Below are 13,621 nucleotides of genomic sequence, written 5' to 3' on the forward strand. Positions count from 1 at the left end.
TCCATTTTTCGAGCGATCCCATGCTCAGCTTCGCGTCCGGCTTCATCGTCTCCCTGCTCGTCACGCTGTTCATCGTGCGCTATGCGCATCTGCACGAGAAATTCTCGATCGACAGCGACCTGGCCGGCGTGCAGAAATTCCACGTGCGGCCGGTGCCGCGCGTCGGGGGCATCGGGATCCTCGCTGGGGTCGTCGTTGCCGCGCTGATCCTGTCCCGGCGCTATCCGACGATCGCCGGCAGCATTCTCGGGATCGCCGCCTGCGGGATGCCGGCGTTCCTGTCGGGCCTCGTCGAGGACCTGACCAAGCGCGTGTCGCCGCGCGCGCGGCTGCTGTGCACGATGGCCGCCGCCGCGCTGGCGTTCTGGCTGCTGGGGATCGCGGTCACGCGCATCAGCGTGCCGCCGCTCGACTTCCTGCTCCACTACGTGGCCATTTCGGCGTTCATCACCGTGCTCGCGGTCGCGGCGCTGGCGAACGCGATCAACATCATCGACGGCTTCAACGGCCTCGCGTCGATGGTCAGCTTCATGATGTTCGCGTCGCTCGCGTATGTGGCATTCCATGTGGGCGACCCGGTGGTGATGTCCGCGTCGATCATCATGATGGGCGCCGTGCTCGGCTTCTTCCTGTGGAATTTCCCGGCCGGCCTGATCTTCCTCGGCGACGGCGGCGCGTATTTCATCGGCTTCATGCTCGCCGAGCTCGCGATCATGCTGGTGATGCGCAACCGGGAAGTGTCCGCGTGGTACCCGGTGCTGCTGTTCATGTATCCGATCTTCGAGACCTGCTTCTCGATCTACCGGAAGAAGTTCATTCGCGGGATGTCGCCCGGGATTCCGGATGGCGTGCACCTGCACATGCTCGTGTACAAGCGGCTGATGCGCTGGGCCGTCGGCACCAAGCATGCGCATGACCTCACGCGGCGGAATTCGCTGACTTCGCCTTATCTGTGGCTGCTGTGCCTCGTCGCGGTGATTCCCGCGACGCTGTTCTGGCGGCACACCGTGCACCTGTTCGTGTTCGTCGTGCTGTTCGCGCTGACCTATGTGTGGCTGTACCTCAGCATCGTGCGGTTCAGGGTGCCGCGGTGGATGGTCGTGAGGAAGGAAAGGCGCGGGCATTGAGCGCGGCGGGCGGCCGGCGTACCGTCGGCGGGCGGCCGGTTCGCGCGACGACGCGGGTGCCCCGTTGAAGGACGAGCCGCCGTTGCCGACAGGATCATGACGGCGCCGCGGCGGCTCGACGAATGGACCGCTAGCTTCCCGAGGTGTTCGTGCTCCAGCCGGGTACTTGCGAATAGATCACGACGTTACCGTCGTCCTGGACGTCCGTGACTGCCCCCGGATTCCCACTGGTGCCGGAATACCAGAGCGGTGCCCCCGCCGAACTGTAGACGACCAGGTTGCCGTCCGTTTGCATCGTCGCATACGCACCCGAATGATTGTAAGTACGCGAACTCCACTTCGGAACGCCCTGGCGAAGCAGCACCAGATTCCCGTCACCCTGCATGACGAGCACGTTCGCGCCGTTGCCCGAAGTCAGACTCTGGCCACTGGTCAGGGTGACGCCGCCCTTCCAGACGGCGGGGCCGCTCGAGGAATTCGCCATGCCGGCCGCGGAAGTCGCCGTGGCAAATACCGGTACCGACAACCGGTAGATCACCATGTTGCCGTCGTCCTGCACGGTAAGACTCTGGCCATACGACGCGCTGCTGGTCGACGAGTACCACAACGGCGTGCTTCCCGCGCTGTAGACCACGAAGTTGCCGTCGGTCTGGAACACGGCATAGGCGCCGGCGTTTCCGTTGGTCCCCGAGTTCCAGACTGCGGCACCGCTGGTCGTGTTGTACAGCACGAGGTTGCCGTCACCCTGCATGACCAGTCGATGGCTTTGGGAAGCCGAGTACACGATTTGCCCCGACTTGAGCGTCGTGCCTTCGTTGATCACCCCGCCGTAGATCGGCGCCGTCGGCACGCATATCGACGAATGCAGCACGCTGACGCTCGGCGTGCCCCAGCCGGTCACGAAGTCCCATCCCGAACCCGCACTGTAGGCGCCGTTCGACCCGTTGGTGATATCGCGGAAGATCGATGGCGTCGTGGCTTCCGCACTGTACAGCGTGGGCGCCGCGAACCCGAGATTGGTCGCGCAGGCACCGGACAGCATGCGCGCCCAGGTCGCGGAAAACAGCGGCGCGGACAGGCTCGTCCCGCCCACCAGCTCGAGTTGACCGCCCACGACGATCAGTGCGCCGCTGTTCGGATCGGCGTCGAACGCGATGTCCGGCATGCCCCGAAAAGCGCGGCCCTTGAGCGCCGGAACGTTCGACTGCCACGATGGAATCGGCTCGATGCCGCTGATGCCGCCGCCACTGCCGTCCCAGGCCGTCTCGCCGCCGTAGCTGCCGTTCCCGTTCGTATAGAGCGTCGTGCCGCCCACGGCCACGACATAAGGCGACGTCGCAGGATACTGCACCGACGTGCCGGTGCAGCCGTATGCAACACTGCCTGAATCCCCGGAACTGACCGCGAAAGTCTGTCCCTGCGCGACGGCGAGCTCGAACAGCGTGTCGATGGCGGCCGTCGGCGCCCAGCTCTCGCAACCGCCGATCGACATGTTCACGACGCGGGCGGTGTTGTCCGTCACGGCCCGATTGATCGCGAGCGCCATATCGCTCCACGTGAAGGACCGCGCGACATAGAAGTTGAGTTGCTTGATGCCGCCGGACATCCCGACGACGGTCTGGCTATCGAGCGACCATTCGAGGTTCGCGCTGGTGTCGGTGCTTGGCAATCCGGCGTTGATCACCGAAACGGGCACGGCAGGCAGCTGGTGGTTGCTTTCGAAGGTGGCCAGGTCGATGACCGGCTGCGTCAGGTCGCCTTCCGCAATGATGCCCACGGTGATGTTGCTGGCCGTCGGAGCACTGCCCACGGAATAGATGCCGGGAAAGTCCGTCGGACTATGCCCCACCGTCACGGCCGCGGTTGTCGGCGACGCATTCGCTTGCGGCGCTGCTGCCGAAAGGGTGGCGCGAACGAAATGCGGACGGAGGCGGGTCGCCGTATCCAGCCCCAGCACCGATTGAACGACCCCGCCGATCGCATCGGGCATCGTCTCCGGCGCGGTGTTGATGTGTGCGCGGCTGCCGTCCGCCATCGCGACCGGCACCAGCGTCGTCTGGAACACGCCGGATATCACGCCGGCCGGCGCATCGGCTTCGACGATCATGTTGTTGCCGGCGACGTTGATGTTCGTGAAGCCCTTACTTTGCAGATAGGCCTTCACGGTGGCGACCTGGCCGGCGCCAGGCGCGTATCGCGCGGCGATCTGCTCGGAACTCAGCACGGTGCCGAAACTGGCGCTGCCAGGCGTTCGCGCGTCCTGCACGAAGCGATGCAACGCGGTTTCGTCATTCAGCTTGAGTACCAGCGCGACATGGACCGGCGCCGTCGCGCTCATCGGCGTCGCGCTTACCACGTTGCCCGTGGCACGCAGTGCCGACAGTTTGCCGGTCTGCACTGTGGCACTGGTCGCGGCCGCCGTCGGACTCTCGTCGCCGCCGCACCCGGCGAGCGCGAACACCATGAGTGCCGCGCTCATTCCCCTTGCAATATGCTGCGCTTTCATTGGATTTGTATGGACCGTAGATCTCGTATCTGGCTTTTCACCTCGTTCTTCTTTTACGGCAATCGCACGGTTACCTTGAGGAAAACATAGGAAGGAATCGGCCGGTAGTCAAATGAATGCGGCCGGTGGGTGCGGGTGGCCGAGAACGGGCTGGTCCGTGACCGGAATAAAAAAAGCGCCTCAAGGGCGCTTTTCTTACCGGGCGTGACCGATACACGCGCGCAGCCGATGCTCACTCGTTCGATGCGGCCCGCACGTCCGGCACACTCTGCAGCACGGGTGCAACCGTCGACTGGTATTCCGGCACCCAGCGCCGCAGATCGCGCCGGACTTCGTCATCGCTCAACACACGATTCTGCATCAGCCACGGCAGCAATTCGTCGAGCAGGTGATCCGGCACTTCCCGCGCACGCGCGATCCGCAGTTTCGGATGGGGCGTGCGCGTCGTCGTCTCGTCGTCCGCGAGCAGTTCCTCATAGAGTTTTTCGCCCGGCCGCAACCCCGTGAACTCGATCCGGATCTGTCCCTCCGAAAAGCCGTACAGCCGAATCAGGTCGCGCGCGAGATCGACGATCTTGACGGGCTCGCCCATGTCGAGGATGAATATCTCGCCCCCATGACCCATGCTCGACGCTTGCAGCACGAGTTGCGACGCTTCCGGGATCGTCATGAAGAACCGCGTGATCTCGGGATGCGTGACGGTCACCGGCCCCCCCTTCGCGACCTGCTGCTGGAACTTCGGAATCACGCTGCCTGCGCTGCCGAGGACGTTGCCGAACCGCACGGTCTCGAACTGGGTGCCGCCGCTCGTCTGCTGCAACGCCTGGCACGCCATCTCGGCGAGACGCTTGCTCGCGCCCATGACGTTGGTCGGGTTGACGGCCTTGTCGGTCGAAATCAGCACGAAATGGCGAACGCCGTGCCGGATCGCCGCGCGCGCGACGCGATACGTGCCGAGCACGTTGTTGCGCAGCGCCTGCCACGCGTTGTGCTCCTCCATCAACGGCACATGTTTGTACGCGGCTGCATGGAACACGATGTGCGGCGCATAGCGCGACATCACCTGATCGAGCAGCAGCGAATCCTTCGCGTCGCCGATGATCGGCACGACGGGCTGGTCGGGGAAGCGTTCCCGCAACTCCTCGGTGAGCCGATACATCGCGTATTCGGACAGATCGAACGCGACGAGCTGCGCGGGTGCAAAACGAAGGATCTGTCGGCACAGCTCGGAGCCGATCGAACCGCCTGCGCCCGTCACCATCACGACACGGCCGCGCAGCAGCGCCTCGACGTGCGGCGTGTCGATCGTCACCGCATCTCGGCCGAGCAAATCCTCGAGGTCGATATTGCGCACCTGCGACAGGAACCCCTGCCCCGGCATCAGTGCGGTCAGGGACGGCAGCACCATCGCCTTCACGCCGGCGCGCACGCACAGCGTCGCGACTCGTCGCTGGGTTTCGACGGACGCCGACGGAATCGCGATGATCGCGTACTCGACCTTCATCGCGTCGGTCCAGTGCTTCAGGTCGTTGAACGAGCCGAGCACCTTGTAGCCGTAGATCTCGCGCCCGTGCTTGGTGACGTCGTCATCGAGCAAGCCGACGAGGCGCCATTCGCCCGAACGCGACAGCTCGCGCGCGAGGCTCGCACCCGCCGTGCCGGCGCCGAGAACCAGCACGGGCTTGCCCTGCCCGACGAGGCCGCCGTACAGGTAGAACTCCTTCGTCGCCCGGTACAGCGCACGGGCGCCGCCCATCACCAGGAACAGCATCAGCGGCGATACGAGCAGCACCGAGCGCGGGATGATCGGCGACGGCTGGAACATCACGGCCCCGATCATCACGATCACGCCGCCGCCGACGACCGCCTTCGAGATTCGCATCAGGTCGGGAAGGCTGGCGAACACCCACAGGCCGCGATACAGGCCGAACACGTGGAACATCAGCGCGTAGACCGGCAGCGTCCAGACGAGCGCGGTCACCGCGCCGCCCAGGAAATCAGGCGGAACGCTACCGTTGAAACGAACGAGATAAGCGAACAACCACGAGGCAACAACCGCCGTCAGGTCGAACAGGAAAGCACTCAGCGACAGCCACGATGCTTTGGATCGCAACATTGGCAGGAAACCTCAAGAGTTGTTTTCGGCGGCCGACTGAAACCGGCGCCAACGCATGTCGATCACCAACCCGATACATGCAAGGACGCCATACCATGCGAAAAACAACAGCCATTGCTGCTGTTCAGGGCGGCCCTTTGCCCACACGGCAACGATTATGCCTGCGAGCATGATGAGGTACCAATAAAGAGCAGTCCGGCGGTGACCTACGCCCGAGCGGACCATCCTTTGATAATAATGCTCCCGGTGCGCCTGCCAGAACTTTTCTCCGCGTAACAGACGTCTCAAAAGTGTTACAGACGCATCGGCAATAAAGGGCGCGAAGACGAGCGCGGGAAACCAGATCGGCCAGGCATCGGCACGCCATCCCCAGTAGCCGAGCGCGCCGGCCAGGAATCCCAGTGGAATCGAGCCGGCGTCGCCGAGAAACAGGCGGGCCGGATGGAAGTTGAGCAACAGGAAGCCGAGCGCCGCGCCAGCCACGGCCGCACCCGCCACGATGAGCTCCGGTGACGGGCCCGCGCCGTTCAGCGCCGCGACTGCGTATGCACCGAAGCCAAACAGCGCCATACCGCCCGCGAGGCCGTCGGCGCCGTCCATGAAGTTGTACAGGTTCGTCAGCCAGACCATCACGAAGCCGACGCCGACGAGCAGCCACCATGGCGCATCGGCCGGATAGACGGCGATCAGCGCAACCACCGCCGCGAGGTGAGCCGAGAATCGCACGCGGGCCGGCAGCCCGCGCCGGTCGTCGATTTGCGACATCGCCGCCAGCCCCGCGGCCGAGGCGGCAATCAGCCACAACGCCGGCGCAAGCGCCAGCAGCATGACAACGCAGACCGGCACGATTCCCCATCCGCCGACCCGCGGCGTCGGCAGCGTATGAAGCGAACGATCGTTCGGAATATCGGTGGCGAGGCGCCATGCGAGGCCGGTCGCAAGCAGCATGCGCAGGATGGCCGTCGACGCGATGGCGGCGACCAGCGCCACCACGACCGCACCAGGCCATGTGGAGATCGGGAGAGGCATGTCGACTATTGTTGTGTATCGCGCGAACGATACCATGCGGCGGTCGCTTCGAGGCCCTGGCGGGTCGTATAGGGCGGCTGCCAGCCAAGCACGCGCCCGATCCGGCCGGTATCGAGCTGCAGGCTGCCGGTCAGGCGGTCGATGGCCGCGCTGCGGCCCGTCAGCTTCCCGAGCACGCGCAGCAGCGCCGGCGGCACCGCGATCAGCCGTGCCGGCCTGCCAAGCGCGTCGCCGACGAGACGCAGCAGGTTCGCGACCGACGGCGCATCGCCGTCGGCAACATGAAAGCATTCGCCGGCCGCGCGCGGGTCGATCGCGCAACGCAGCAGCGCATCCGCGAGATTGTCGACGTAGACGATGCTGCGGCGCGCCGAAACGGCGCCGAGCGGCAACGGTATCCCGCGTGCGACCGCATCCATCATCCGCAGGAAGTTGGCGCGTACGGCCGGGCCATAAACGAGCGGAGGACGAACGACGACGACGTCGAGCCCGGCCGACGCGCCGAACTGCGCGAGTTGTCGCTCCGCACGCAGTTTCGAACGGCCGTATGCATCCTGCGGATCGGGTTCGACGGCTTCCGACAGCGGCACACCGTCGTCGCCCTCGCCGACCGCCTTGATGCTGCTCGCGAACACGATGCGGCGTACGCCGCGATTGCGCGCCGCCCGGGCGAGACGCAGGGTGCCGACGACGTTGGTGGCGTCGAACGCGGCGTCGGGATCGGGCGACTCGTCGCGCATTACGTGCACACGGGCGGCGAGATGGATCACGCAGTCGGCGGCCAGATCGGCCGGCCACCCTTCATCCAGCGCATCGAAATCGGCGGCGCCGTGTACCCATTCGCGCACGCCGTCGATGCAGCCGCCCGGTCGCCGTACCAGCGCGGTAACCGTGTACCCGGCCTGCAGCGCACGGCGGCACAGGGCACGGCCGACAAAACCGTTCGCGCCGGTGACGACGAGATGGGTCATCGCCCCCTCCGGCCGTGTCGGCTGACGACTCGACGAAGCATCCTGAACCCGCCTGTCGCGCGGGCAGGCGGCGTGGGCCGATGCATGCTGGAACGGCACGGGGGAACGGAAAGGGATGTTGAGACAAACACGTCGGGATCTCGAAGACGTAAGGCATGCCGCTCGCCGGCACCGTGATTGATCAGTGCCGCGCGACCGGCATCCGGCAGTGCATCAAAGCATGGGCTGCCGGATGCAACCCTAGGGAAAGACGCGGCGATGGTCGGGCTCCGTATCGGATGAAGGCGTCGCGCGGCGCGACTCGCCCCGCTTGCGGGGACGGCGGTATCGCCACGACGCGGTCCCGACCGATGGCCATTGGCGGCGGCGTGTCGACGGTGCCGAATCGATGCGCGAATATTGTAACCTTGCCGATCCGCCGCAACCAAGCCACAGGCTCCGGCCCCGCGGCCACCGGCACCACGAGAGCCGGACCTGCCGCCGCTCAGGCCAGCAACGCCCCCACCTCGTCGACGAGCGGCGCGAGCATCCGTTCCCAACCGTGCTCGTGCTCGACGAAGGCTCGCGCTCGCGTCGTCATCTCGACCGCCCCGGCCTCGTCGGCGGCGAGCTGCTCGATCCGATCGACGAATTCCTCCGGCGTATCCGCGATCAGCAGATCGCGACCGCTTTCCGCACCCAGGCCCTCGTGGCCCAGCGACGTGGTGACCACGGGCAGCCCGAGCGCCATGTACTCGAGAATCTTGTTCTGCACACCGGCACCGATGCGCATCGGGCACACGCCGATTGCGCCGTCGGATGCGGCTTGCGCGACCGACTCCACGCGGCCGGTCACGTCGACGCCGTCATACGCGCGAAATCGTTCCGCGAGTGCGGGCGCGATGGACCCGACGATCCGGAAGCGGTAATCGGCACGCTTGCGCAGCAACGGCAGCACGGCCTCCGCGAAATAGTGGCACATGTCCTGGTTCTGGACCGTGCGCATGTCACCGATGAAAATCAGGATCCGGCTCGCCATGCTGCGCGCCATGTACGGGAGGCCTGACAAATCCACGCCGTTCGAGCACACCATCACCTTCTTGCCCGACTCGCCGGGAAACAGGTAGTCGCGATCGGTCCGGGAAACCAGCACCGACAGGTCGAAATCGTCGACGATCGTGCGCTCGTAGTCGAGCAGGCGCTTCGCCTCGATGCCGAACACGCGCGACTTCAGCCCCCGTGCGCGCTTCAACTGCTTCACCCGGCTGTAGTTGAGCGAAATCGCATCGGTCATTTCCAGGACGCGCGGCTTGTCCGACTTGCGGACATACTCGGCGCAACGCACGAGATGCACGAAGACGCCGTCGTGCGACGGCAGCAATCGCGCCACCGCCGCCGCAAACGCACGGCTCCGGTAGTACGCCACCTGCAGCGGCGTGCGCGTGGGCAACGCGAGCAACGTATTCAAGTACGATCGCCGGCGGGACAGAAAGACCCGTTCGACCCGGTCGAATACGCCATCGTCGGGCAACGCGGCATGCATCTCCTCGTCCGTCTCGCACATGCTCAGCAGCGTCAGCGAGTATCGACGGGACAGCACACGGCAAAGATGGTAGATCCGCAACTTGTCGCCGCCGATCACCGGGTACGGAAACCGCGGCGTCAGCACCAGCAACTTCTTCTTGCCCTGGTTCATGGCAGACGTGCCCAGAAATCCTGAATCAACGGACGCACGGCCGACTCCGAGAAGGTACGCGCGCGGGCGACACCGTCGCCGATCGCGACGTCGAATCGCGCGCCGTCGTTCCATACCTTGCGAATCTGCTCCGCCATGTCTTCCACCACAAAGGGATCGAACTGCAGGCCACAATCGCCGACCACCTCGGGCATCGACGTCGTATTGCTGCACGCAACCGGCGTACCCGACGCCATCGCCTCCAGCAGTGGAATGCCGAACCCTTCGAACAACGAAGCAAAGATGAATGCGCGTGCGTGACGATACTGTTCGCGCAGTTCGTCCCGCGAAACATAGCCGAGCAACTCGACGGCACCCGCGAGCCCGAGCGCTGCCGCCCGCCCGAGAAAGTGCGCGTGATGTTCGGACTTGATCCCGGCGATCCTGAGCGTAGCGTCATCACCAAGCACCGGCCGCGCGATCGCGAACGCCTGCAAGAGGCGATCGACGTTCTTGCTCGGCACCTCGCCCGCGACCGTGAACAGGTACGGCCGACGCTCCGCCGGGCTCACCGGTGCGTCGAACCAGTCGTCCGAAATCATGCACGGGATGACCTGCACGTCGGACTCGCTCAGCCCGAACGTCTCGACCAACTCCCGCTGCGTAAACCGCGAGATGGTCAGCACGACGTCGGCCCGGCGTGCCAGCCGCGGGACCACATGGCGGCGATACAGGCGCCCGGCGGTCTGATACAGCGACCTCGCCGGCGGCAGCACGCTCCACGGCTGCATGTAGATCAGATCGTAAATGACCGCGATCAGTGGCGTGTTGCCGGTGGAGCGCAGCGGCCCGGTGTTGTACGGGCACAGCAGATAGTCCGGCTTCTGCTCGCGGCACAAGCGCGGCAACTCGACCTGCTCCCACCACGGAAAGAAACCGTGCCCCTTGCTGACGCACGGCCATTCGTCGGTGCTCACCCCGCTTGGCGCGAAGCCCAGCACCGACTCGCCGATCGGCGCCACCAGTTGACGGGCGAAGCGCCCCATGCCGCGGTAGTTGCCGACCATCCAGGTGATGTCCACCCCCAACTTCACGCGGTGCTCCTTGAAGCGAATTGATTCATTGACGACGTGTTCCGCCCAGGACGGTTTCGTAGACGGCCAGCGTCTTCTCCGCGCAAGCCGGCCAGGTCAGCGCTCGCGCTCGCGCCAGCCCGGCCTCGCGAAGCACGTCGGCCCGGCCGGGCTGCTCGACCACCATTCTCATGCCGTCGGCGATGTCGCCGGTCCGGGTGGGATCGACCAGGATCGCCGCGTCGCCCGCGACTTCCGGAACGGACGTCGTGCTCGACGCGACGACCGGCAGCCCCGAAGCAAACGCTTCCACGACGGGCAACCCGAAACCCTCGCACAGCGACGCGAACACCAGCGCGCTTGCCGACTGAAGCAGCGCGCGCACGTCGTGATCAGGCAGATATTCGAGCCAACGTACGTTATCACTCTCGTCCGCGCGCAGGCGCGCCACGAGTTGCTCGCAGCCCCACCCGGCCCGGCCGACGATCACGAGCGGGATATCGCGACGCAGACCGGCAGGCAAACTCGCATGGGCGTCGAGCACTCGCTCGAGATTCTTCCGCGGTTGCAGGGTCCCGACGCACAGGAAGAATTGCGCCGGCAAGCCGAGACGCTTCAGCACCGCCTCGCGATCGGCCCGATCGATCCGCTCGAAGAACCGGGGATGGACACCCAGCGGAACAACCGAAATCCGCTCCGGCGCAATGCCGAAATGTTCGACGATCTCCTGCTTCGAGTAGTCGGAGATCGTGATCACATGGTCGGCCCAGGCGCCCGAACGACGCAGCAGCCAACGGCGCAGCGCCGCCAACCGGATCGTCGTCCACTCCGGATGCGACAGCGGAATCGCGTCCATCAGCGTCGCGATGACCGGTGTCGAGGGCAGCTTCGGAATCAGGTGATCGGTCGCATGAAACACGTCCACGCGTTCCGCGCGCAGTACCTTCTCGTCGATGGACGACCACGGCGTCACGGCACCCAGCACCGTCGCGATTTCATGTCGACCGAGATCCACCGCCGGACGGGCGCCCGGAAATACGTCGTCCCCGACGGTCGCGCCAAAACCGGCGGGAACCAGGTCGACCCCGCCCCGCGCGATCAGCGCCTGTCCCAATTCGCGCGTGTACGAACCAATACCGTCGACGCCGCCGTGCGCACGGCTCCGTGCGAGGGCCGTCGTGCCAAAACCGACCTTCACCCACGCCCTCCGCCAAACATCCAGCGCAGCGTGCTTTCCAGCGGAATATCGTCGAGCGGGCCGATGGCGGCCTGCAGCCGCGTACCGTCACCCTGCAACCGCCGCACTTCGTTCGCGCGCACGAAAGCCGGGTTGACGCGCACTTCGATCGTGTAACCGGCAATCTTCTCCATCATCGCGATCACCGCCTTCAGCGACACCGCACGACCGGAGCATACGTTGAACACGCCGCCGGCCGGTGCGAGCTGCAGCAAGCGTCGATAGGCATCCACCACGCGGCGCACGTCGGAGAAATCACGCTCGACATCGATATTGCCGAGTTCGATCACGCGTTCGCCGCGCTGGAAGTGGCTGACAATCTTCGGCAGCAGGAACTGCGGCGACTGCCCGACGCCCGTGTAGTTGAACGGACGCGCGACAACGATCGGCAATTTGTCGCACCACAGGCGCGCCATGTACTCCATCGCCAGCTTGCTCACCGCGTAGTCGTTCGCCGGGTTGGGCTCAACCGATTCGTCGATGACTTCAACCGCCGCGTTGCCGTAGATGTTGGCACTGCTCGCGAGCAGCACCGCCTTCGGACGGCGGTCCAGATTCGCGAGCGCGTCGAGCAGGTTGCGGGTGCCGACCACGTTGGTGCGATAGATCGCATCGGCGTCACCGTGCGCAACGAACGCGATCGCGGCAAGATGCGCGACCACATCCGGCTGCACGTCGGTGACGACCTGTGCGAGCGCCGCGCGGTCGCACAAGTCGACCCGATACATATCGGGCCCCGTCACTTCGGAACCGTGCGTCGTGCCGAACACGCGATAGCCGGCCGCTCGCAACGACTGCGCCAGGAAGTCGCCGGTAAAGCCGCCGAGCCCTGTCACCAGAGCCCGCGGCGCGTCAGAACGAGAAGCCGAGTTCATTGCGACGCAAATCCGCTTCAACCATCATGGCGCACAGCTGCTCGAGCGTCGTCGTCGGCTCCCAGCCCAGCTTCTGCTTCGCCTTCTCCGGGTTGCCGATCAGCAGGTCGACTTCGGCCGGGCGATGGAACTTCGGATTGACGCGCACAACCGTCTTGCCGGTCGCGACATCGACGCCGATTTCATTCACGTCGCTGCCCTTGAACTCGAGATCGACACCGGTGGCCTTGAACGCCATGCGGACGAAATCGCGGACGGTTTCCGTTCGATTCGTGGCGAGCACGTACGTGTCCGGTTCGTCGACCTGCAGCATGCGCCACATACCTTCCACGTATTCCTTCGCGAAACCCCAGTCGCGCTTCGCGTCCATATTGCCCAGTTCGAGCACGTCGAGCTGACCAAGCTTGATCTTCGCGACGGAGTCGGTGATCTTTCGCGTGACGAACTCGCGGCCGCGCAACGGCGATTCGTGATTGAACAGGATGCCGCTACAGCCGAAGATATCGTAGCTTTCGCGGTAGTTCACCGTGATCCAGTGCGCATACAGCTTGGCCACGCCATACGGGCTGCGCGGATAGAACGGCGTCGATTCAATCTGGGGGATCGCCTGCACCTTGCCGAACATTTCGGACGTGCTCGCCTGGTAGAAGCGGATCTTCGGATTGACGATGCGGATCGCCTCAAGCAGGTTCAGCGGACCGATCCCGGTAATTTCCGCCGTGGTGACCGGCTGGTCGAAGGACACGCCGACAAAGCTTTGCGCGGCGAGGTTGTAGACCTCCGTGGCGCCCGTCGTCTGCAGCAGGCGGATGCTCGCCGACAGGTCCGTCAGATCGTATTCGATCAGGTGCAGGTTCGGGTGCTTGGCGATGCCAAGCTCTTCGATACGCCAGAAGTTCACCGAGCTGGTGCGGCGATAAGTGCCATAGACCTGATAGCCCTTCTCGAGCAGGAGCTGGGCGAGATAGGCACCGTCTTGGCCAGTGATGCCGGTAATGATGGAAACTTTCATAGTTTGAGAATTCATCTTAAG

General features: G+C 65.1%; 10 protein-coding genes. 1 reads left to right on the forward strand and 9 read right to left on the reverse strand.

Features of this window, described 5'->3' with window-relative positions:
• Nucleotides 1-20 precede the first annotated feature (20 nt).
• Nucleotides 21-1,127 (forward strand): glycosyltransferase, encoded by a 1,107-nt coding sequence (locus DIE21_RS06395; RefSeq protein WP_124496890.1) that lies wholly within the window; start codon nucleotides 21-23, stop codon nucleotides 1,125-1,127.
• Between the two features lie 130 nt (nucleotides 1,128-1,257).
• On the opposite strand, the gene DIE21_RS06400 is transcribed toward DIE21_RS06395, so the two are convergent.
• The 9 genes from DIE21_RS06400 to gmd all read right to left on the reverse strand — a co-directional run bounded on the left by DIE21_RS06400 (nucleotide 1,258) and on the right by gmd (nucleotide 13,600).
• On the reverse strand, nucleotides 1,258-3,606 hold the full coding sequence (locus tag DIE21_RS06400) for a protease pro-enzyme activation domain-containing protein (protein WP_260432326.1): 2,349 nt from the start codon (nucleotides 3,604-3,606) through the stop codon (nucleotides 1,258-1,260).
• Nucleotides 3,607-3,865: 259 nt separating this feature from the next.
• A complete protein-coding gene (locus DIE21_RS06405) occupies nucleotides 3,866-5,749 on the reverse strand; it encodes a nucleoside-diphosphate sugar epimerase/dehydratase (protein ID WP_124496892.1) in 1,884 nt (627 codons plus the stop codon).
• 12 nt (nucleotides 5,750-5,761) lie between these two features.
• Nucleotides 5,762-6,778: a glycosyltransferase family 4 protein gene (locus DIE21_RS06410; protein ID WP_124496893.1), complete on the reverse strand. Its 1,017-nt coding sequence runs from the start codon at nucleotides 6,776-6,778 to the stop codon at nucleotides 5,762-5,764.
• A 5-nt stretch (nucleotides 6,779-6,783) separates the two neighbouring features.
• On the reverse strand, nucleotides 6,784-7,749 hold the full coding sequence (locus DIE21_RS06415; protein ID WP_124496894.1) for an SDR family oxidoreductase: 966 nt from the start codon (nucleotides 7,747-7,749) through the stop codon (nucleotides 6,784-6,786).
• Between the two features lie 484 nt (nucleotides 7,750-8,233).
• Entirely contained in the window at nucleotides 8,234-9,424 is a 1,191-nt protein-coding gene (locus DIE21_RS06420; RefSeq protein ID WP_124496895.1) for a glycosyltransferase, read from the reverse strand.
• Nucleotides 9,421-10,425: a glycosyltransferase family 1 protein gene (locus tag DIE21_RS06425; RefSeq protein WP_260432327.1), complete on the reverse strand. Its 1,005-nt coding sequence runs from the start codon at nucleotides 10,423-10,425 to the stop codon at nucleotides 9,421-9,423. Before DIE21_RS06425 ends, DIE21_RS06420 begins: the two co-directional genes overlap by 4 nt.
• 97 nt (nucleotides 10,426-10,522) lie before the next feature.
• The gene (locus DIE21_RS06430) at nucleotides 10,523-11,674 is read right to left on the reverse strand and encodes a glycosyltransferase family 1 protein (protein WP_124496897.1); all 1,152 of its coding nucleotides are present in this window, start codon (nucleotides 11,672-11,674) and stop codon (nucleotides 10,523-10,525) included.
• Nucleotides 11,671-12,588, reverse strand: coding sequence for an NAD-dependent epimerase/dehydratase family protein (locus DIE21_RS06435; RefSeq protein WP_124496898.1), 918 nt, complete (start codon nucleotides 12,586-12,588; stop codon nucleotides 11,671-11,673). The genes DIE21_RS06430 and DIE21_RS06435 overlap by 4 nt, the downstream gene beginning before the upstream one ends.
• Nucleotides 12,566-13,600 carry a GDP-mannose 4,6-dehydratase gene (gene gmd / locus DIE21_RS06440; protein ID WP_105787408.1) on the reverse strand — a complete coding sequence of 345 codons (1,035 nt, stop codon included), beginning with the start codon at nucleotides 13,598-13,600 and terminating at the stop codon, nucleotides 12,566-12,568. Before gmd ends, DIE21_RS06435 begins: the two co-directional genes overlap by 23 nt.
• Nucleotides 13,601-13,621 lie beyond the last annotated feature (21 nt).

Source organism: Burkholderia sp. Bp9140 (assembly GCF_003853425.1).
GTDB lineage: Bacteria > Pseudomonadota > Gammaproteobacteria > Burkholderiales > Burkholderiaceae > Burkholderia.